The 21,775-nt window shown below is 57.7% G+C and carries 18 protein-coding genes and 1 pseudogene; all 19 read right to left on the minus strand.

Features of this window, described 5'->3' with window-relative positions:
• The coding region (gene carB / locus HMPREF3011_RS05235; protein WP_070841524.1) for a carbamoyl-phosphate synthase large subunit at positions 1 to 2,195 on the minus strand (2,195 nt) is incomplete at its 3' end.
• Between the two features lie 24 nt (positions 2,196 to 2,219).
• The gene (gene carA, locus HMPREF3011_RS05240) at positions 2,220 to 3,452 is read right to left on the minus strand and encodes a glutamine-hydrolyzing carbamoyl-phosphate synthase small subunit (RefSeq protein ID WP_371325854.1); all 1,233 of its coding nucleotides are present in this window, start codon (positions 3,450 to 3,452) and stop codon (positions 2,220 to 2,222) included.
• A 38-nt stretch (positions 3,453 to 3,490) separates the two neighbouring features.
• Positions 3,491 to 4,852: a dihydroorotase gene (locus HMPREF3011_RS05245; protein WP_070841273.1), complete on the minus strand. Its 1,362-nt coding sequence runs from the start codon at positions 4,850 to 4,852 to the stop codon at positions 3,491 to 3,493.
• Entirely contained in the window at positions 4,853 to 5,806 is a 954-nt protein-coding gene (locus HMPREF3011_RS05250; RefSeq protein WP_070432230.1) for an aspartate carbamoyltransferase catalytic subunit, read from the minus strand.
• Positions 5,803 to 6,372, minus strand: a complete 570-nt coding sequence (gene pyrR, locus HMPREF3011_RS05255; RefSeq protein ID WP_038628907.1) for a bifunctional pyr operon transcriptional regulator/uracil phosphoribosyltransferase PyrR — start codon at positions 6,370 to 6,372, stop codon at positions 5,803 to 5,805. The genes HMPREF3011_RS05250 and pyrR overlap by 4 nt, the downstream gene beginning before the upstream one ends.
• A gap of 434 nt (positions 6,373 to 6,806) precedes the next feature.
• Positions 6,807 to 7,328: pseudogene (gene nusB / locus HMPREF3011_RS05260) on the minus strand (transcription antitermination factor NusB); the annotation flags it as partial.
• Positions 7,329 to 7,376: 48 nt separating this feature from the next.
• Entirely contained in the window at positions 7,377 to 7,940 is a 564-nt protein-coding gene (efp, locus tag HMPREF3011_RS05265) for an elongation factor P (RefSeq protein WP_016422706.1), read from the minus strand.
• Positions 7,941 to 8,028: 88 nt separating this feature from the next.
• A complete protein-coding gene (locus HMPREF3011_RS05270) occupies positions 8,029 to 9,201 on the minus strand; it encodes a M24 family metallopeptidase (protein WP_038628903.1) in 1,173 nt (390 codons plus the stop codon).
• Complete coding sequence (aroQ, locus tag HMPREF3011_RS05275) at positions 9,198 to 9,674, minus strand: type II 3-dehydroquinate dehydratase (protein WP_049180997.1); 477 nt, start codon at positions 9,672 to 9,674, stop codon at positions 9,198 to 9,200. The genes HMPREF3011_RS05270 and aroQ overlap by 4 nt, the downstream gene beginning before the upstream one ends.
• Complete coding sequence (gene aroB, locus HMPREF3011_RS05280) at positions 9,674 to 10,780, minus strand: 3-dehydroquinate synthase (RefSeq protein ID WP_070432228.1); 1,107 nt, start codon at positions 10,778 to 10,780, stop codon at positions 9,674 to 9,676. Before aroB ends, aroQ begins: the two co-directional genes overlap by 1 nt.
• Positions 10,781 to 10,867: 87 nt before the next feature.
• Positions 10,868 to 11,389, minus strand: coding sequence for a shikimate kinase (locus HMPREF3011_RS05285; RefSeq protein WP_038628898.1), 522 nt, complete (start codon positions 11,387 to 11,389; stop codon positions 10,868 to 10,870).
• Positions 11,390 to 11,429: 40 nt separating this feature from the next.
• Positions 11,430 to 12,617, minus strand: coding sequence for a chorismate synthase (gene aroC / locus HMPREF3011_RS05290; RefSeq protein WP_070560335.1), 1,188 nt, complete (start codon positions 12,615 to 12,617; stop codon positions 11,430 to 11,432).
• 94 nt (positions 12,618 to 12,711) lie between these two features.
• On the minus strand, positions 12,712 to 13,323 hold the full coding sequence (locus HMPREF3011_RS05295) for a prepilin peptidase (RefSeq protein WP_052155608.1): 612 nt from the start codon (positions 13,321 to 13,323) through the stop codon (positions 12,712 to 12,714).
• A 26-nt stretch (positions 13,324 to 13,349) separates the two neighbouring features.
• The gene (locus tag HMPREF3011_RS05300) at positions 13,350 to 14,165 is read right to left on the minus strand and encodes a shikimate dehydrogenase (RefSeq protein ID WP_038628896.1); all 816 of its coding nucleotides are present in this window, start codon (positions 14,163 to 14,165) and stop codon (positions 13,350 to 13,352) included.
• 14 nt (positions 14,166 to 14,179) lie between these two features.
• The gene (mltG, locus tag HMPREF3011_RS05305) at positions 14,180 to 15,406 is read right to left on the minus strand and encodes an endolytic transglycosylase MltG (RefSeq protein WP_038628894.1); all 1,227 of its coding nucleotides are present in this window, start codon (positions 15,404 to 15,406) and stop codon (positions 14,180 to 14,182) included.
• 258 nt (positions 15,407 to 15,664) lie between these two features.
• Entirely contained in the window at positions 15,665 to 16,168 is a 504-nt protein-coding gene (gene ruvX / locus HMPREF3011_RS05310; protein WP_038628891.1) for a Holliday junction resolvase RuvX, read from the minus strand.
• 37 nt (positions 16,169 to 16,205) lie between these two features.
• The gene (gene alaS / locus HMPREF3011_RS05315; RefSeq protein WP_038628889.1) at positions 16,206 to 18,866 is read right to left on the minus strand and encodes an alanine--tRNA ligase; all 2,661 of its coding nucleotides are present in this window, start codon (positions 18,864 to 18,866) and stop codon (positions 16,206 to 16,208) included.
• Positions 18,867 to 18,994: 128 nt separating this feature from the next.
• Positions 18,995 to 20,380, minus strand: a complete 1,386-nt coding sequence (locus tag HMPREF3011_RS05320) for a replication-associated recombination protein A (protein WP_370643280.1) — start codon at positions 20,378 to 20,380, stop codon at positions 18,995 to 18,997.
• An 88-nt stretch (positions 20,381 to 20,468) separates the two neighbouring features.
• Entirely contained in the window at positions 20,469 to 21,650 is a 1,182-nt protein-coding gene (locus HMPREF3011_RS05325) for a phosphotransferase (protein WP_049180992.1), read from the minus strand.
• Positions 21,651 to 21,775 lie beyond the last annotated feature (125 nt).

Consider the following 21,775-nt stretch of genomic DNA (forward strand, 5'->3'; position numbering starts at 1 on the left):
GGACGGACCAGCACCGGGTAACCGATGCCAGCGGCAACCTGGCGAGCTTCTGCGAAGGAGGTGGCGGTACCGAACTCCGGCGCCGGCAGGTTGGCCTCAGCCAGGACCTTGCCGAACTCACCACGGTCCTCAGCCAGGTCGATTGCCTCCGGGCTAGTGCCGACAATCGGAACACCTGCGGTCTGCAGACGCTCAGCCAGGCCCAGCGGAGTCTGGCCACCGAGCTGAACAATGACGCCTGCGACCTTTCCAGACTGGCTCTCAGCGTGGTAGACCTCAAGGACATCCTCGAAGGTCAACGGCTCAAAGTAGAGACGGTCTGCGGTGTCGTAGTCGGTGGAGACGGTTTCCGGGTTGCAGTTGACCATGACGGTCTCGTAGCCAACGCGGGAGAGCTCGAGGGCTGCGTGAACACAGGAGTAGTCGAACTCAATGCCCTGGCCGATGCGGTTCGGACCGGAACCGAGGATGATCACCTTTTCCTTCTCGGTCTGCGGAACGACCTCGGACTCAGCAGCCGGGTCCAGTTCGTATGCCGAGTAGTGGTACGGAGTCTGTGCTTCGAACTCGGCGGAGCAGGTATCGACTGTCTTGAATACCGGGTGGATATTCAGGCGCCAGCGCAGCTCACGCACGCCGTCTTCCCCGGCCAACTCCGGACGCAGAGCAGCAATCTGGGCGTCGGAGAGACCCCAGTACTTAGCTTCGCGAAGTAGATCGGAGGTCACCACCGGAGCGTCGATAAGCTCCTTGCGGATATCCTGCAGGTTTTCCATCTCGGCAATAAACCACGGATCGAGGCCAGAAGCTTCGTGGATGTGCTCAATGGAAGCACCCAAACGCTGAGCCAGCTCAACGTCGTAGATGCGGCCTTCAGTCGGACGCTTCAGGTCCTCAAGGACAGCGTTGACATCGTTTGCGCGTTCACCTGCGAAGTCCTCATCCGGAACGGTCCAGAAACCAGCTGGCTTGTTCTCCAGCGAGCGCATGACCTTACCGAGCGCGCCGATGTAGTTGCGGCCGATAGCCATGGCCTCACCGACGGACTTCATGGTGGTGGTCAGCGTGTCGTCAGCACCAGGGAACTTCTCGAAAGCAAAGCGTGGAGCCTTGACAATCACGTAGTCCTGCACCGGCTCAAACGCAGCTGGGGTTTCACCGGTGATGTCGTTGGTGATCTCATCGAGGGTGTAGCCGATAGCCAGCTTGGCAGCAATCTTTGCAATCGGGAAACCAGTTGCCTTGGAAGCAAGCGCCGAGGAGCGGGAGACGCGCGGGTTCATCTCAATGGTGATGATGCGCCCGTCATTTGGATTGATGGCGAACTGGATGTTACAGCCACCGGTGTCAACGCCGACCTCACGCAGGATTGCGATGCCCTGGTCACGCATGGTTTGGAACTCGCGGTCGGTCAGAGTCATCGACGGAGCGACAGTTACCGAGTCACCAGTGTGGACACCGAGGGCATCAACGTTTTCAATGGAGCAGACCACGACAACGTTGTCGTCGCCATCGCGCATGAGCTCGAGCTCAAATTCCTTCCAACCGAGGATGGACTCCTCAATCAGAACATTGGCCTCGGGCGATGCGGCTAGGCCGCCACCTGCAATACGGTCGAGGTCTTCCTGGTTGAAAGCCAGACCGGAGCCCAGACCACCCATGGTGAACGAGGGGCGAACAACGACCGGAAGACCGAGCTCTGCAACAGTCTCATGGACTTCTTCCATGTTGTGGCAGACGCGGGAACGAGCGGACTCGCCACCAATCTTGGCGACGATGTCCTTGAACATCTGGCGATCCTCACCGCGCTGAATGGCCGGAATATCAGCGCCAATCAGCTCGACATTATACTTTTCCAGAATGCCCTCGCGGTCCAGCTGAATAGCTGCGTTCAGTGCAGTCTGGCCACCGAGAGTTGCCAGGACAGCGTCAATCGGGTTGCCCTCTGCAGCTTCCTTGGCCAGGATCTTTTCGATGTACTTGGTTTCAATCGGCTCGATGTAGGTGGAGTCTGCGAACTCCGGGTCAGTCATAATCGTTGCCGGGTTAGAGTTAACCAGCGTGACTCGCAGGCCCTCTTCGCGCAGCACGCGGCAAGCCTGGGTGCCGGAGTAATCGAACTCGCAGGCCTGACCGATAACAATCGGGCCGGAGCCGATAACCAGTACGTGGTTGATGTCTGTACGACGTGGCATGGTGTTAGGTCCCTTAGCCCTTTCCTACTTGTTCGAGTTTCCGGTTGCGGACTTGTTGAAATCGACCTTCTGAATCAGCTCCAGGAAGTCATCGAAGAGAGAGTGCGCATCGTGCGGGCCGGCTGCGGACTCTGGGTGGTACTGCACAGAAAAGGCCATGCCGTTCTTCAGTGCGACACCTTCAACGACGTCGTCGTTAAGGCAAGTGTGCGTAACCTCTGCCTCGCCCCACGGAGTATCGAAACTCTCGCCGGCCTTGCCTTCAAGTGCGAAGCCGTGGTTCTGAGCGGTGATAAAGATGCGGCCAGTGCGGTGGTCCTTCACCGGAACATTGACGCCGCGGTGGCCGAAGACCAGCTTGTAGGTGTTCAGGCCGAGTGCCCGACCAAGAATCTGATTACCGAAGCAGATACCGAATAGCGGCATGCCGTCATCGAGTGCGGCCTTGGCGACCGCAACCATCTCATCAGCAGTTGCCGGGTCACCCGGGCCGTTGGACAAGAAGACGCCATCCGGCTGGTATTCTTTCTTAATATCTTCGTACGGAGTGTTAGCCGGAACCACTACGACTTCCAGGCCACGCTTAGCCAGCTCACGCGGGGTGTTGGACTTAATGCCCAGGTCGTAGGCCACAACACGTGCCTTCTTCTCCCCCTGTGCTTCCACAACATAGGCCTGATCGGTGCTGACCTCGCGAGCCAGATCCGCGCCCTTCATCGCAGGCTGAGCGCGAACGATTTCCACCAGCTTATCGACGGGTTGCTGTGCGTCCTCACCAGAGAAAATACCAGCGGCAATCGAGCCATTGTCGCGCAAATGGCGAACCAGCGCGCGGGTATCAATCTGGCGGATACCGATGATGCCCTGTGCCTTCAGCTCATCTTCCAAGCTGCGCTCGGAGCGCCAGTTGGAGGGAATACGCGATAGATCGCGGATAATAAAGCCCGCTGCCCAAATCTTGTTTCCACGGGACTCGTAGTCCTCGTCATTCCAACCGGTGTTACCGATCTGTGGTGCGGTAGCCACAATCAGCTGTCGGTGGTAGGACGGGTCCGTCAGGGTTTCCTGGTAGCCCGTCATAGCGGTGGTAAAAACTGCCTCCCCCAGGGTCGTACCGGTGGCGCCAAAACCGCGTCCGCGGAACACTCGTCCATCTGCCAATACCAGGACTGCCGCTGTAGCGGCCGCGGCCTGCGACTCGTTGCTCACGTTATTGCCTTTCAGTTGGGTAGCGTGCGAGGAATTTACATTAATCATACGGGACGCATATGAATCGTTATGCGTTGACATGAATATTATCCAGCGACCTCTCCGTTAAGAGCGGTCACCTTACCGCGCAGCACGGTAGCTGCCACGGACACGGCCATCTCCATTTCCTCATAAGGAGTGTTCTCGGACTTCGACGCCAGGTCTTCGCCGCGGACCGTCCACTTTTTGCCCGGGTCAACAACGGTCAGGTTGGCAGGCTCACCGACAGCGATTGGTCGGCCGTGTCCCGGCAGCTTCACAATTTGAGCAGGACGCTCACTCATGACCTTGGCCAGCCAGCGCCAATCACAATCGCCCTTCAAAACGAACTCTTCGGCGATGATTGGCATCGAGGTCTCCAGACCAAGCATGCCGGGCTTAGCGTGCTCGAACTCGCAGCACTTTTCTTCAGAGCCGTGCGGAGCATGGTCGGTAGCGACACAGTCAATAATCCCGTCAATCAGAGCCTGACGCAGAGCCAGGGTGTCGCGCTGCTCACGCAGGGGCGGGTTGACGCGGTAGACGCCGTCGTAGGTCTCCAGCTTCTCATCGGTGAGAATTAGGTGATGTGGGGTAACCTCGGCGGTCAGCGGAATGTCATGCTCCTTTTCCCACTTGACCAGCTCAACAGTGCCTTCGGTGGAAGCGTGGCAGATGTGCATGCGTCCGCCGTAGTCGCGAGCCATGATGGCATCTCGGGCCACGATGGACTCCTCGGCTACGCGCGGCCACCCGGTCAGGCCCAGACGTGCGGCGGTCGCACCTTCGTGGGCCGATGCATCTGCGGTCAGACGCGGATCTTCGCAGTGCTGCGCCAGCAATACGTCTTCGCCGCGGGCGTATTCAATCGCGCGGCGCATAATCAGCGGATTGTCGACGCACTTACCGTCATCGGAGAACATGCGTACCTTCGCCTGCGAGTCTGCCATCATGCCGAACTCGGTCAGCGTCTCGCCCTTCAGGCCCTTAGTAATAGAGCCGACCGGGTGAATGTCGCAGAGGTTCAGCGCCTGGCCCTTGAGCCATACCGACTCAGCAATCGAAGGGTCGTCGGTTACCGGAGCGGTATTGGCCATAGTGAACACTGCGGTGAAACCACCGCGTGCTGCGGCAGCCGAACCAGTGGCCAGGGTTTCCGTATCTTCACGGCCCGGCTCACGCAGGTGCACATGGATGTCGACCAGACCTGGCAGAAGAACGAGGGAGTCGAACTCCAGGACCTCTACCCCGTCCTCGGCCGTGAGGTTTTCGCCAATCTCAGCGATAACGCCATCGTCAATCAAGACGTCGACATCTTCGCCTTCACCGTAGGGACGCACACCCTTCAGCAGTAGTTGTCCCCGTGCACGTGCTGCCAATGGTCCTACCTCGGGGTACGAGGCTTCGTCATATTCATTGCGATTCGACATTTATGCCTGCCCTTCCAAGTTGGCGGAAACGCCTGAGGTCAGCAGTGTGAAAAGAACTGCCATGCGGACGTGGACACCGTTGGCTACCTGCTGCAGCACGGCAGTGCGCGGCAGATCAGCGACGGCATCGTTAATTTCCATGCCACGAAGCATCGGACCTGGGTGCATCACAATGCAGTCGTCGCGAAGCATCTTCTCACGAGCCTTCGACAGCCCGTAGCGAGTGGCGTATTCGCGATGGGATGGGAAGAAACCTCCGTTCATGCGCTCCTGCTGAACGCGGAGCATCATCACGGCATCAGCATCTCGGATCTCGTCTTCCATGCGGTAGGCAATACGCACCGGCCAGGTCTCGATGCCAAATGGCAGCAACGTCGGTGGGGCGACGAAGACGACTTCGGCGCCGAGCTTGCTCAGGAGATCGGCGTTAGAGCGGGCGACGCGAGAATGCAGGATATCGCCAACGATGACGACCTTGCGCCCCTCAATTCCACCGAGACGCTGACGCAACGTCACCGCGTCCAGGAGAGCCTGCGTCGGGTGCTGGTGCTTTCCGTCACCCGCGTTGATGATCGATGGGCCGTTGCCAAATTCCTCAGTCCACTTGGCGATCAGCTGTGCCGCTCCCGACGATGGGTGCCTAACGACGATGGCATCGCCGCCGATAGCATCCAAAGTCAGCGCGGTGTCTTTCAGGCTCTCGCCCTTCTTCACAGAGGAAGAGGAAGCTGAGATATTAATAACATCGGCGCTCATCCACTTACCCGCAGTCTCAAAAGATGAGCGGGTGCGCGTGGAGTTCTCGTAAAAGAGGTTGTAAATAGTGCGGCCGCGCAGGGTCGGCAGCTTCTTAATTTCCCGACCGCGGATGACCTCCTTAAAACGATCGGCCTCATCCATCAGGCCGACAATTTCATCCTTGGTCAAATCCGCAATGCTAATCAGATGTTTCACTGTTCCTCCGCCCGGGTGAGAATAACCGCGTCGCGGCCGTCAAGCGCCTCGACCAGCACATCGACGTCTTCGTCGCGGGAAGTTGGCAGATTCTTACCGACGTAATCGGCGCGAATTGGTAGTTGGCGATGACCACGATCGACCAGCACTGCAAGCTGGATTACTCGCGGGCGACCGATATCAGCAATAGCGTCGAGTGCGGCACGAATCGTGCGACCTGAGAAAAGGACATCGTCTACGAGAACAACGGTGGTTCCGTCAATTCCGGAGTTCGGAATATTCGTGGGCTGCAGGGCGCGGTGCGGGCCCTTGCGCAAGTCATCCCTGTATAGGGTGATATCGAGCGATCCAGTTTCCGGACGTATGCCGGAGAACTGTTCAATCAAATCGGCTAGCTTTTCCGCCAGCGGCACGCCACCAGATGGAATGCCGAGGAGAACTACGCGCCCAGCATTTGGGCTATCCAGCGCAGTTTTTTCAATAATTTGGTGCGCGATGCGCGCGACGGTACGTGCAACTTCGTCTGCATTGAGCAGCTCGGTTGTTTGCGGCGTTCCTTCGCTCATCGTGACCTCCTTCCCCGCCTCTCAGTGCGGTCCGTTAAAGGATGTCTTGATTGTGGATATTTGATTATCAGTCTGCATGACCCGCAACTACGGTCGCGGTGCAAACTTCCGCTGACCAGAATAGCACCCACGCTTAGATTGCCTCTAAATGCAACAAAGCTCCAAGCCCCCAAAAAAGGGACCTGGAGTTTCAGACAATCCGCGAGAAACGACTGCGATTGACTCGCAGTAATCCCGGCCGCTTTTACTGGCTAGGACCCGTTCTCGCTCTTAGCCACGTCTTCAGCCACCAGCTTGGCAATATCGCTCATGTCCAGGCCGGTAATCTTAGCCATCTCATCGGAGTCGACCAATGCCTTGTCAGCTTCCTCATTTGCGGCAGCCTGAGCCTGGATAGCTTCATCGAACTGGGACTCGCCCACCGAAGTGCTCACAGCTGCAGCTGCCAGGCGTGCCTGGTCGGCAATCTTGGCTTCAGCATCGAGTACTGCGTTGATGTACGGTGCCGCCACATCAGTGGAGTATTCCGATGCCAGCTCAACGCCTTCCACCACGGCCACACGCGGAGGCACGTCGGAGTTGTAGAACAGCTCCCAGGTGGAAAGACGCAAAATAGCGCGGTCGACTGCCGGTAGGCGACGCAGCGGCCACTCCTCCGTCAGGTACGAAGAAATCGTAGAGTCGATACCGATGATCTCCGCAGCTACACCGCGCACAATCTGCTCGGTGTACTCCGCAATTGGATTCACATCCAAATCGGGACTACGGACCATTTCCAGCCGCTCTTCAAGAAGCTTGACGACGTCGACGCCTCGCTGCTCGGCCTCAAAAAGCAGATCTACTGCACGACGGCGCGCACGGTAGCGCGCGCCGTGGCGCTTGTAGTTAGGTTCGCGAACGTTCGCGGACTCCTGCGCATCCGAGGTGTCAACGGACTTGTGATCCTTTTCAGTCATGGATGTGTATGTATCGCTCTCAACAAAAGGGTGAACTAGATGAGGGAATTAGTGGTTGACGCGGGACAGGTAGGAACCGTCACGGGTGTCGACCTTCAGAACGTCGCCGGTTTCGATGAACAGCGGCACCTGAATCTCAGCGCCAGTCTCCAAAGTTGCCGGCTTGGTGCCACCGGTGGAGCGGTCGCCCTGCAGACCCGGGTCGGTCTGCTCAACCTTCAGTTCGACCGAAACAGGCATTTCAGCGAAAAGAACGTTGCCCTCATGGAAGGACACCTGGCAGGTGGTTTCCGGAAGCAGGAACTTAGCACCCTCCGGCATCTGAGCATCCAGGATGGAAATCTGGTCGTAGGTCTTGTCGTCCATGAAGACGTATCCTTCACCGTCGTGGTACAGGTACGTCATGTCGCGGCGGTCGACGGTAGCAGTCTCAATCTTGACACCAGCGTTGAAAGTCTTGTCAACAACCTTGCCGGTCAGAACGTCCTTCAGCTTGGTGCGGACGAATGCCGGACCCTTACCTGGCTTGACGTGCTGGAACTCCACGATCTGCTGAAGCTTGTTGTCGTGCTTGATAACTAGACCGTTTTTAAAATCTGCGGTGGTAGCCAACTAAACTCTCCTGAAATTGTTAAAAAGCTCTCTGACGAAACCACGATACTCCGTATCTCATCGAGAGAAAAATAAAAACGCCGTGATGTTAGGCTCGCGGTTTCGGCAGCTGTGTAATAATTTCCGGCTCGGTGTCAGTGATAATCAACGTATCTTCGATGCGCACACCGCCGAACCCCGGAACATAAATACCAGGCTCGATGGTCAACGTCATGCCAGCTGCCAACTTCCCCTTGCCGGTGCGAGCGGCAAATGGAGCCTCATGCACCTCGATACCAATCCCGTGGCCGGTGGAATGGACGAAGTGTTCCCCATAACCAGCATTTTCAATAATGTCCCGGCATGCTGCGTCAACAGCCACAACATCGGCCCCTGGCACGGCCGCTTTTACGCCGGCCAGCTGTGCTTCCAGTACGACGTTGTAAATCTCTCGGGCTTTCTCGTCTGCGAACTCCACACCGGCAACGATCGCGCCGGCCAGATCCGACGACGTACTGTTCGGATTGTTTTCGCTTGACGACGTTGCCGTCTCACCGGCAAAGAGGGTACGTGTCATATCGGAGTTGTAGCCCCCGGCAAAGGCACCAAAGTCAATAGTGACCAGGTCACCTGCCTCGATTACGCGATCTTCCGCTCCGTGATGTGGCTTGGCGGAATTCGGGCCGCTTGCGACAATCGTGTCGAAGCTGGGCCGATCGGCACCATGCATGCGCATCCGGTACTCCAACTCTGCGGCGACTTCGCGCTCCTTGCGGCCGGCGACCACGATGCCGTCGTGAAGCAAGTCCTCGAATGCGCGGACCGCGATGTCGGCGACGTGGCGCAGAGCGACGAGTTCCGTATCGGACTTGATTTCCCGCAGTTTAGAGACGACGCCCGTAGTCGATACCAGCTCGAGTGCCTGTGGACGGGCATCCTCTAGCTCTTGGTAAGCAGCCATGGTGAGGAACTCAGATTCAACACCAAGACGCGAAATATCCAACTTTCGGGCTTGACCGACGAGTGCCACGCCGGTGTTGCGGGCGGTGAGTAACTCCACGTCCGGTGCCTGCTTGCCAGCCTGAACCGTATAGCGGCCGTCGGTGGAAAGCAGCGCTTCCCCACTGGCCGCAACAATCAAACCAGCATTCGAGCCGTGGAAACCCGTAAGCCAACCAACATGCGTCGGATTGACTGTGAGGAAACCGTCGCAGTCGTTGTCGGACAATGCGTCGATAAGAGCGGCTCGGCGGGCGGCGTAGTTCGTGGAAATATCTGTCATAGTGTCGTACTCACCCTTCTCAGTGCCATGGAATAGCCATCAGTTCCACATCCGACGATAACGCCCGCAGCAAGCGCCGAAAGATACGAGTGATGCCGAAACTCCTCCCGGGCGTGAATGTTTGATATATGAACCTCGTGGAAGCCCGGGCCGTCGGCAATCTCGGCGAGCGCGTCACGTAGGGCGACGGAGGTGTGTGTCAACCCTCCTGGATTGATAATTACTGGCCAACCGTAATCAGCAGCTTCGTGAACCCACTCGATGAGCTGACCTTCATAGTTGGATTGGCGGCAATCCACTACGACGCCAAGCTCCTTGGCTAGGGTACGAAGTTCAGATTCGACATCGGCCAAAGTAGTGGCACCGTAAATTTCTGGCTGACGCTTGCCCAGACGATCGAGGTTCGGGCCGTTCAAAACAAGCACGGTCGGAATCGCCGTCGTGGCATCCGTTGCTGCACGAAGAGAGGTCATTAGCGGGTTGACTCCTCAGATGCGGCCTGCCCGCTGTTGCAGAGCAGTTCGTATGCACGCTCGAGGTCATCCATGCCCGGGCCTTCAAGACGGGCTGTTTCACCGGGGTTTTCCAGAATAACGAATCGGATCGCACCATCGCGGTTCTTCTTATCCCTGGTCATAGCATCGTAGAGCTCGGTAAAACGACCCGCCTGGTAGGTCGTTGGCAGCCCAATGGACTCTAGGATGCGACGGTGGCGGTCTACAAGTTCCTGATTAATATGTCCGGTGATCTTGGCCAGCTCGGCGACATAAACCATGCCTACAGCTACGGCGTGGCCATGGCGCCAACGGTAGTTTTCAAAGTGCTCAACTGCATGACCGAAAGTGTGGCCATAGTTAAGGATCTCGCGGAGGCCAGATTCCTTCAAATCCTCAGCGACAACGCGTGCTTTGACAGCAATCGCGCGCTCGACCAGTTCTGGCAAGTCACCGTCAACATCGAGGCAGATCTGCGGGTTTGCCTCGTAAAGATCGAGAATCTTCGTGTCCGCGATAAATCCAGCCTTGATGATCTCTGCCGTGCCCGCAATCAGTTCAGCCTTCGGCAAGGTGCGCAGGACATCCAGGTCACAGAACACCGCGGCAGGCTCGTGGAAGGCGCCGACCAGGTTCTTTCCGGCTGCAGTGTTGATACCGGTCTTACCGCCGACAGCTGCGTCGACCATGCCGAGCAGCGTTGTCGGGACCTGGATAACCTTCACTCCACGCATCCACGCGGCGGCGACGAATCCACCGAAATCTGTGGCTGCACCGCCGCCAATCGCGATTACCGCGTCACGCCGGCCCAGACCGCGTTCACCAAAAGTGTCCCAAACTGTTTCAGCAACTGTGAGCGTCTTACCCTCCTCCGCATCAGGAATCTGGATGCTGAAGGCATCGACTCCCTTGTCCGCCAGTGCCTTGATGACGCCGAAGCTCAGCTCTTGAACGCTCCCCTGGTGAATCACCGCAACCTGGGAGGCAAAGGTAACGGCCTCCGCAATCTGTTCGGTGAGTCCATGCCCCATGGTCACCGTGTACGGGGATGGGCCTTCAACACGGATTCTGCGGGTTGAGTTCATTGTCAGTCCCTAGTCGTTAGCGTAAGAAATGTATGGAGTTGCTGGTTATGCGGCAGTGATTAGCTACCGCCATTTAATAGTCGCCGGTTAAGCCTCGTCGCAGGTTTCATCGAGGTAGCTGAGGATCTCGGCTACAACGCGCTGCGGGGAACGTTCGTCGGAACGCACCTTGAAAGTGGCTGCATCTTCGTAGAAAGCTCGGCGAGCCTCATAGAGTGCGCGGTAATGAGCCTCTGGGTCAGCCGCCTGGAGTACCGGGCGCGAATTGTTACCCGCGGTACGGCGGACGCCCTCTGCAATGCTGATCTCGAGGTAGACGACGTTATGGTCTGCCAGCAGGTCACGGGTCGCCTGCGAAATCACGGCACCACCGCCAAGTGAGACGATTCCGTCGTGGGTCAGAGCCTCCGCCACAACTTGTTCCTCGATGCGGCGGAATTCCGGCTCTCCCAGCTCGGAAAAGACTTCCCCACAAGTCTTGCCCATGCGCTGTTCAATCATCTCATCGGTATCCGTAAGTCTCGTGCTCAATGCACGAGACAGTCGACGACCGATGGTGGACTTTCCCGATCCGGGCGGTCCGACAAGGACAATAGTAGGAACGGACATTCCCCTCGTTTTACCCTTCTTCGTGTGCGCGACAGTGGCGCTATTTCCAATCAAGGCGACGTCGAGTCTGCTCCAAGTAGCCCTCAACGTTACGCTTGGTTTCCTCCAGGCTATCGCCGCCGAACTTCTCCATTACTGCACGCGCCAGTACTAGCGCGACCATTGCCTCTGCGACAACACCGCCGGCCGGGACCGCGCAGACATCAGAGCGCTGGTGGATCGCGGTAGCTGCATCGCCGCTGGCCATATCAACGGTCTTCAACGCACGCGGAACGGTCGAAATTGGCTTCATCGCAGCACGTACAACGAGAGGTTGAGCATTAGTCATGCCACCCTCCAGGCCACCGGCGCGGTTAGTTTCACGATCCACGCCGTCGTCGGTACGCACCATTTCATCATGGGCCTCGGTGCCACGGCGACGGGCTTCCTCAAAACCGTCGCCGATCTCCACGCCCTTGACGGACTGAATTCCCATCAAGGCACCTGCAAGCTGCGAATCCAGACGGGCATCACCGGAAATGTGCGATCCCAGCCCCACCGGCAGACCGTGGACAACGATCTCGACGATGCCACCGAGAGTGTCGCCCTGCTTCTTGGCGGCCTTGATTTCGTCAATCATCGACTCCTCCGCAGCTGCGGAGAATGCACGCACTGGCGACTCGTCAATCTTGTCCTGATCGGCGAAGGTCGGCAGTGGCCCCTCGTAGGGCTCGGAACGACCGATGGAAATAACGTGGCTGACAACTTCCACACCGAGAGTCTCACGCAGAATTGAGCGGGCCACAACTGATGCCGCCACACGTGCTGCAGTCTCACGAGCCGATGACCGCTCCAGGATGTTTCGAGCATCGGTGTGATTGTACTTCAGCATGCCGTTGAAATCGGCATGCCCCGGGCGCGGGCGGGTTAAGGTGGCGCCACGAGCTGTATCCAAAACAGCTGGCTCAACCGGATCCGGGCTCATGACCTCAGTCCACTTGGGCCATTCGGAGTTGCCGACCATTATGCCAATCGGCGATCCCAGCGTCTCACCATGTCGAATGCCAGTCAGCAGCGTGACCTCATCAGCCTCAAACTTCATTCGCGCGCCGCGACCATAACCGAGACGGCGGCGTGCGAGGTGGCGTGATACGTCATCTGTAGTCAGGGGAAGTCCGGCTGGCGCACCTTCTACGAGAGCGATAAGCGCTTTGCCGTGAGATTCACCCGCGGTAGTCCAACGAAGCATAGGTATCATAATGTCACGTTTGCCGTACTTCTTGTGCATTTGGGGGCATACAAGTTTCAAATATGCCCCATTTTATCGCCCCTGGTCTACCGCTTCAGGGGACTTGTAGGTGCCCTCCGCTTATCCCCCACACAATGGCAGTTGCTGCAAGCATTGCAGGCCCATGAGGCACGCTCGCCGGCACACGCGCGGTTTTTGCTTTACGACGGTCACCCCAGCCCCGCTTTCCCGCCGTGACTACTGCGATGAGGAGAGTGAGTCCCGCAGCCAACAGAATTGCCACTGCAATCCAGATCGCTGCCGCCACCGGCTCGCCCGATACCACACCGACACCGCCACCGAGAATTGCTGCGAGCTTCACATCTCCAGCCCCCATAGAGCGTCGGTTGATTATGAAGACTGCTACATAGAGGCCAAACCAGAGGCCTATTCCTGTTCCTATGGCTGCGACTGCACTGGCGAAATCGTCAGCCAAGGTGCCTTTATGCTGGAGCACCATTCCAGTGATCGCTATCAGGCCCACTCCCCCTAGCATCAACCACCAGTTCGGCAGTCTTCGCCGGATCACATCCAACCAGCAGCCAGTACCGCCCCAGCCGAGAACAAGCAACACGACTAGGTAATAGAAAACCCGGTCAAGGTAGACCGGGTCAATCCTGTGCTGTCCAATCGGAGACAGCCCTATCTCAGTTATGTCCCACCCCATAACTTTGGGATTGTAACGGGTGTGAGTTAGATCGGCAGCGCTGCACGCATCGCCTCGACATCGGGAGTGCGCCCAGTGAACTGCTCGAACTGTCCCACCGCTTGATGTAGCAACATGGACAGTCCACCGACCGCCTGTGTCCCTCCGCGTTCGGCTGCTTTCACAAGTGGGGTTGGCCAGGGATTGTAAATAACATCGAGAATCTTCGGTGCTCGAGCGAGGTAGCCAGCAACCGATTCAATTGCGGCTGACGGCACCGTAGAGACCAGCACGTCGGCATTGCCAGCAATATCTGCCAGGTTTGGAGCGTCAAAAGTCACCCAAACAAATTCCATCCCCAGCGCGGCAGCTAGCGGTTCAATGTCATATGCGCGCTTGGAGCGCGCTATTACAGTCACATGATTGACACCCAGCTGCGATAGCGCCCAAAGTGCCGGTCGTGCCGTGCCACCGGCACCAACAACAACGGCGCGACCACGTGGTGCGTTCGTGCAGTCAATCTCGCGCAGTGCTCCCAATACACCGTCACCATCAGTGTTGTCGGCGAACCAGCCCGAATCGCGACGGACCAGGGTGTTCGCCGAACCAATTAGCCGTGCGCGCTCACTGACTTCATCGGCGAAGTCCAGCGCGGCAAACTTGCCGGGCATCGTGACGGAAAACCCCTGGAAACTGGGGTCTGCGCCACCAACGACGTCGGCAAGCTCTTCGGCGTTGCACCGAATGCGGTCATAGTGCCAGTCATTCATTCCCGCAGCGCAGTAACCGGCGTTGTGAATAGCCGGCGAGTACGAGTGATCAATCGGATCTCCCAGCACGGCTGCGCGATGAGTTATAGGCATAGGAGTTCTACCTCTTAGCGGTTCGAATCCAGCACGCCATTGCTGCGTGACTCGTCAATAGCGGCCTCGTGCTCTTCGAAGGTCGTGCTAAAGACGGTATTCCCTTCCTTGTCCACCGTGACAAAGTACAGCCAGGTGCCGTCAGCCGGATTTTCCATGGCACGAATCGCCTCGATGGAGGGCGAAGCAATAGGGGTTTCCGGCAGCCCCTCCTTGGCGTAGGTGTTCCATGCGGTCTTTCGCGCGCGGTCCTCATCCGTGGTTGCGATTTCCTGATCCGGCAGATCGTAATTGACTGTCGAGTCGAACTGCAGCTGCATCGGCTCCTCCAGACGGTTCAGAATAACGCGAGCGACCTTATCGAAGTCACCATCTGGCGACTCCATCTGAATCAGAGAAGCTGCGGTAATCAGCTCGTATGGAGACAGACCAACCATGTCCGCTGAAGCCATGAGCCCTGTGTCCTCATAGTTCTTCACCGATTCCTTGACCAATTTTGCCAGCATCTGTTCGGGCGTCTGCTGCGGGTCAAGGTGATGAACACCTGGCGTAATGAGTCCCTCAAGACGACGAGGGTCGTTGCCACGCGCAGTTACCGCGTCCCGTGCCCATTCTGGAACACCGAGCGCGGCCAAATCAGCCTCGCCAGCAGCACGTTCGAGATCGGTCTTGGACACGCAGTCATTGTCCTCAACGCAAGTGGCCTCTGAAATAAGCGAGAAAATTCCCTTACGCACATCCGATGAGGACACAATGCGGGTATCGGCGAAACGGGCGCCAGTCGGAATGTCAACGGTACCGACCTGATTTTCGACATCCAGAAGAGCCTCGACGGTCTCATCGGCCTTCATCCGCTGGTGGAGTCGGTAGAAACCCGGCTGCAATTCACTTGAATGGGAGTTTTCATTCGCGGCCTGGATGAATGCACGGGAAGACTTGACGACGCCGCTTTCCACCAATTGGTTGGACAAATCAGTAAGTGACGTGCCTTCACTGACCTCAACAATCGTCATTGGCCCCTCGGCTTTGCCGTCGTAATCGTCTACAATGCCCCCACGATTCCAGACGAGGCCAATCACTGCGAGGACGAACACGCATAACAGGACAGAAGTCACATTGATTGCCACTGCCGTTTGGCGGTGGCGAACCCGAGGCTTTGTCCCACCGCTGCGAGCACCAGCGCGGTCCCGGTCGTCCCCGCCGCTACCAGTGCGGCGCGCAGTCTGCGCGTCTTTACTCATCAATAATCTCCTCGAACGCAGCTCACTCTCCCATCGGTATCAGCGCGGAGTCTTCCCATTTGGGTGCGACACGCGACTAACAGCGACTGGTACGACATAGCTTTACGACGAAGTCGTAGCACTAGGTTGCATTGTAGGTGTGAATCGCCACTTCAACTTTTCAAATCCCATGCACGCAGAAACGTGCTCAGATATTACACACTTAATAATTGCGCAAAGGTGGGTGAATTGTCACCTTTCGGTAACTTTTGTGTGCCCCTAGTCGGTATTTTCGTCCAAAGATTTTGCCCGTCTGTCCAACCAGGATTGTAGAATTTCTACTGCCGCAGCCTGGTCAATAATCTTCCGCCCGGACTTAACATCAATACCTGCTGCGTGCAGCCTTGATTGAGCCATTACCGTCGTCATCCGTTCATCGGCGTAATGCACTACGACTCGGTCACCGAGTCGGCGCTGCAGCCGGAATCCAACGTCAGTAGCTTTCCGCGCAGAAGTCCCGAACGTGCCGTCGAGCATAAGGGGCATCCCGACAACAATCTCGACGACCTCAAGTTCAGTGGCGAGTCCCACGAGCCGGTCAATATCCGGCCCGTCAGGATCTTTTCGCCCCGTTGCTCGAGTGACTGTTTCAACCGGGGTCGCCAGGATACAGTCGGGGTCAGAGACTGCGACACCAACGCGGACATCGCCGACGTCGATTCCGAGCCGCCGACCCCAACCGGGATCATCCTGACCGGGGGTATCAATGCGGGGCTTAGCCATTGTTTACTGCTCTTCCGATAGCACAGCCGTTAATTGACTACTTGGACAGTTCGGCCTCAACAGCGGCCAATGCTGCGTCGATACCGGAGGCATCAGAGCCGGAGCCCTGTGCCATTGCCGGTTTACCGCCGCCCTTGCCGCCGACCTCGGCGCCCATCAGCTTCACCAAATCGCCGGCCTTAATACCGCGATTGACGGCTTCATCCGAAACCGAGGCCACAAATGGAACCTTGCCGCCAGCGTTGGAAATCAACGCAATAACGCTTGGGCGATCCGCAAGACGCTTCGCCAAGTCATTAGCCAGCGAACGGATGTCCTTCATCTCCGTACCGTCGGGAAGCTTAAGGCCGAGGTAAGTAACATCGCCGATGGTGCGAGCGGACTCCAGGTGAGATGCGGCATTGGCCAGCAGCTGTCCGGCCTTGAAATCAGCGAGCTGCTTCTCTGCAGCCTTGAGCTTCTCAGCCAATGCTGCGATGCGGTCTGGCAGCTCAGCAGACGGAGCCTTGAATTCAGTGGCCAGTCGTTCAGCCAGGAGACGCTCGGTGGACAGGTAGCGGAAGGAATCCATACCCGAGTAGGCCTCAATACGGCGCACGCCCGATCCGACAGAGGACTCGCCCAGCACAGCTACCGGACCAATCTGCGAAGAATGCGAAACGTGGGTACCGCCACACAGCTCAATTGAGAACGGGCCACCGACCTCGACAACGCGGACGATGTCGCCGTAGTTTTCGTTGAACAATGCCATGGCACCAGCGGCCTTGGCCTCTTCCAACGGCATCTCGGCAGTATTGACAGCCCAGTCGTTGTCGACAGCCTCATTGGTAATCTGCTCAATCTCACGGAGCTGTTCCGGTGTGAGCTGCTCACCGTACTTGAAGTCGAAACGGAGGTAGCCCGGCTTATTCATGGAACCAGCCTGAGTTGCAGTATCCCCCAGTACCTGACGCAGAGCACCGTGAATCAGGTGAGTTGCAGTGTGCGCCTGACGAGCACCGTGACGCCACTGCTCGTCTACCAAAGCTTCAGCGGAGACGCCCGGGGTAAACTCACCGGCTGTGACGATGCCCTTGTGCAGCCACAGCTTCTTGCCCACCTTTTGGACATCGTTGATGTGGACCACAGCGCCGGAATCAGTCACGATTCGACCACGGTCAGCCAGCTGACCTCCGGCCTCGGCATAGAGCGGAGTGCGGTCGAGGATAACCTCAATCTCATCGCCCTCTGCGGCAAACGCCTGCTTCTGGCCATCGGCAATGATGCCGAGAATCGTGGATTCGTCGGCAAGCCGATCGTAACCAGTGAAGGACGTCGGGTGTTCATCGATGAACTCGCGGTAGACGTGCAGGTCGGTGTGCGACTGTTTCTTTGCCTGGCTGTCGGCCTTTGCACGCGCACGCTGCTCAGCCATCTCGCGATCGAATTCCTCGCGGTCGATGGTCAGGCCAGCTTCTTCGGCCATCTCGATGGTCAGGTCGATTGGGAAGCCGTGGGTGTCATGCAGGGTGAAGGCATCGTGACCGGATAGAACGGTTTTACCCTCTGCCTTGGCCTTGGTGGCCGCGCGCTCGAACAGCTCCTCACCAGCGGACAGAGTCTTGGTGAAGGTCTTTTCCTCGGCGACGGCGACGCGGCGAATACGGTTCCAGTTCTCCGCGATCTCTGGGTACGACGGGGTCATGGTCTCGGCCGCGATACCAATCAGCTTCTCCAGCACTGGACCGTTAGCTCCGAGCAAGCGCGCAGAGCGGATAATACGGCGCAGAAGGCGACGCAGAATATAGCCACGATCGGAGTTCGAGGGAGTGACGCCGTCGAGCATCAGCATCAAGCCGGTACGGCTGTGGTCAGCGATGACGCGGAAACGGATGTTGTCCTGGTGGTTCGAGCTGTATTTCGAACCGGTGAGCCGCTCTGCCTCGTCGATAACCGGACGCAGTAGGTCAGTTTCGTAGACGTTGTCGACACCCTGCAGCAGGAAAGCAACACGCTCGATACCCATACCGGTATCGATGTTCTTCTTCGGCAACGGGCCAAGAATCTCGAAAGAGTCCTTGCCTGTTCCTTCGCCACGCTCGTTTTCCATGAAGACGAGGTTCCAAATCTCGATGTAGCGATCCTCGTCGGCCTCTGGGCCACCATCAGCACCGTACTCCGGGCCGCGATCGTAGAAAATCTCTGAGCACGGACCACACGGGCCAGGTACACCCATGGACCAGTAGTTGTCCGCCATACCTCGGCGCTGAATGCGCTCCTCCGGTACACCAACCTTCTCGTGCCAGATGTCATGGGCCTCATCGTCGTCGAGGAAAACCGTTACCCACAGCTTCTCAGCCGGGATGCCAAAGCCGCCGTCCTCAACAGCACCAGTCAGAAGGCTCCATGCATGAGTGATGGCACCTTCCTTGAAGTAATTTCCGAATGAGAAGTTACCCGCCATCTGGAAGAAGGTGTTGTGGCGAGTGGTGATACCCACCTCTTCAATGTCCAGTGTGCGCACGCACTTCTGAATCGAGGTCGCGGTGGAGAAGTCCGGAGTCTCATTGCCGAGGAAGTAGGGCTTGAACGGCACCATGCCGGCATTAACGAACAGCAGGTTCGGGTCATCCAAAACCAGGGAGGCACTGGGGACCTCGGTGTGTCCCGCCTTTACGAAATGCTGGATGAAGCGATTTCGAATTTCATGAGTCTGCACGGTGTTCTACTTCCTCGTTTCACGTCGAGCGTCCGAGATGTTTAATACAAAACTAGCAGTCTACCCGCTCGGTTCGAGCAACTTTAAAACCACCCCACCGGCACCCCGTAGATCCCGACCGATCTCGCCTACTTCGATTTCCGGCGGCTCCCCCGGATAATTCGGCGAATGCGTCCGAGGTACTCAGCCATGCCGTTTTCACGACCATGATTGGATGGAACGAAATAATCAGTGCCCACCAACTGATCTGGTGGATACTGTTGGGCAACGACACCCATGGGGTCATTGTGCGGGTAGATATAGTCCACCGCGTGACCAAGGTCCTTAGCCCCGCTGTAATGTCCGTCGCGCAAATGCGGTGGCACCGGCCCGGTCTTCCCGGAACGAACATCCTTCAACGCCCCGTCGATTGCGCTTATGACCGAATTGGATTTCGGTGCCGTGGCCAAGTGAATCGTGGCCTGCGCCAGCGTCAGCCGGGCTTCCGGCATGCCTATCAAGGCAACGGCCTGCGCCGCGGCGACGGCGGTTTGCAGTGCTGTCGGGTCTGCCATACCGATGTCTTCGCTAGCCAGAATTACGATTCGGCGGGCAATAAACCGAGGGTCTTCCCCACCCTCAATCATCCGCGCCAAGTAGTGCAGGGCAGCATCGACATCAGACCCTCGAACGGACTTAATAAACGCGCTGGTGACGTCGTAATGCTGGTCGCCATCGCGGTCATAGCGAACCACGGCCCTGTTGATCGAATTGGCAAGCGACTCAGAGGTAATCTGCTCACCGTCGGCTACGGCTTCTGCGGCTGCCTCGAGGTACGTGAGGGAACGACGAGCATCACCAGCTGCCAGCGCAATGAGTTGATTACGTGCATCGTCTGTCATACTGACGCGACCATTGAGGCCGCGCTCATCAGTAAGTGCTCGATCAATGAGCGTGCCGACGGCTTCGTCATCCAGTGGCTGCAACTGTAACAACAGTGATCGACTGAGCAGCGGGGACACCACTGAGAAGGATGGGTTTTCCGTCGTTGCCGCAACGAGAAGGACAATCCGATTTTCCACGGCACCCAACAGGGCATCCTGCTGGGTCTTAGAGAAGCGGTGCACCTCGTCGATGAAGAGCACCGTTTGAATGCCCTGATTAACGAGCGTGCGACGAGCAGTATCGATAACCGCACGCACTTCCTTCACCCCGGCATTAAGCGCGGAAAGCGCTTCAAAGTGTCGACCGGTCGCCGCGGAAATCAAACTGGCAAGAGTGGTCTTGCCAGTTCCAGGAGGGCCAAACAGAATAACGGAGGTGTCGCCGCCCCCCTCGACCAGACGGCGCAACGGTGCTCCGGGTGCTAGCAGGTGGTCTTGACCAACGACTTCATCCAGGTTTCGCGGTCGCATCCGAACAGCCAATGGCGCATGTGCACCTGGGTGGAAATAGGTGTTCGCATCGGAGTTCAGGCCAGTGCTTGCTGGCCCCGCACCCCGACCTTGGCTCTTGGCCGCCGCAGGGCCGGCAATCGAAGGCTCGTCGAAAAGCCCTGGAGCGTCATCGGCGGAGCCGTTTGCACCGCCTGTCGGCAGCTTATTCGGATCCGCCACGTATGCCCTAGCCTTCCTCTTGCTCTAAGAAATCAATTACAGCATGTGCGAACTTTTCCAGCTCGTCGGCACGATCGTCCTCACATCTATGGGCGAACTGCGCAATGGCGCGAGCTGTGTTAGCCATGTCGCGTCGCTCCAATGCTGAGCCACCAACTTCCGGCTTCAGGTCCGTACGTCCTTCATGCCCCACCCACAGCGCTTGCTTCGGAGAACCGAAGACGGAAACCGTTGCGGAGATGAAGAACCAACCGAGCAAAGCCGCAGCAATGAACGCCATCATACGGCGGTCGCTCGTGTCGCGATACCAATGGTCACGAATCTCTTCCATCCATGCACGGACAAATGCGTCGACCTCTGCCTCCGATGGGCGCTCCACGAAAACGTGCAGCGGGAAGCCTGCGACGACGCTGGCCACGTCGAAGATGACATCGCGGTAACCAGCCCACTCATAGTCGAGGAACTGGACCTTGTCCGCCAGCAGAATGTTGTCCGGGGCGAGGTCAAACGGAGTAAACGCCCTATGCGTGCCCTTCTCAATTCGACGAGCAGCATCCTCACCGAAAGAGCGCACAGCGTCGGGAACAGGAATACCGGAGCCTTCAATAGCTCGCATGCCAAAGCGAATCCCCGACACAATGCCGTGGTCACGCGCCTCGAGAGCCTCACGATCGACCTTGTTCTTCACCCACATACGACGACGCAGGGTCTCAAACCCCTCTTCGCGAGTATGCGTGTGAATATGCATCCGGCCCAGCGACGCGCCGAGACTGCGGAACGCGCGCAATCGACGCTCTTCATCGCCACGAAAGAGTACGTCCGCAAGAGTGTCCACGACACCGACGTCGCTGAGAACCAATAGCTGCTTTGAAACATCGTAAGCAAGAAGCTGAGGCCCCGGGCGAACGTCGTCAGGCAGCGTATTGATGAACTGGTACGCCACGACTTCCCGTAAAACGGCGGGATCGACACCTTCAGTCATCGTAGGAATTTGCTTTACGACGACCGTGCGCTCCTGCATAAAGGGATTTGTGGCGACCCGTACGCGGACAACAAGAGCGTTTGACTGGCCTGTAAGTACTTCTGGATCCGACAACACTGGAGTGCCGCCGAATCGTGCGGAAAGCAGTGTCTCTGCATCTTTAACTACACTGTCAACTTCTGCTGCAGCGTCGTCCGAGTACTCCATTGAATGCCCTTTCAATGAGCCAGTTTCAGTCAGGCGATACGGATGTCGCGTTGTGGCCCGTACCGCCTTAGTTAGGAGGAATCGACCCCGCTCGCGCTGTTCACGCTGGAGTGGCGGAGCACATT

It is taken from the genome of Corynebacterium sp. HMSC074C04 (assembly GCF_001838295.1).
Lineage (GTDB): Bacteria > Actinomycetota > Actinomycetes > Mycobacteriales > Mycobacteriaceae > Corynebacterium > Corynebacterium amycolatum.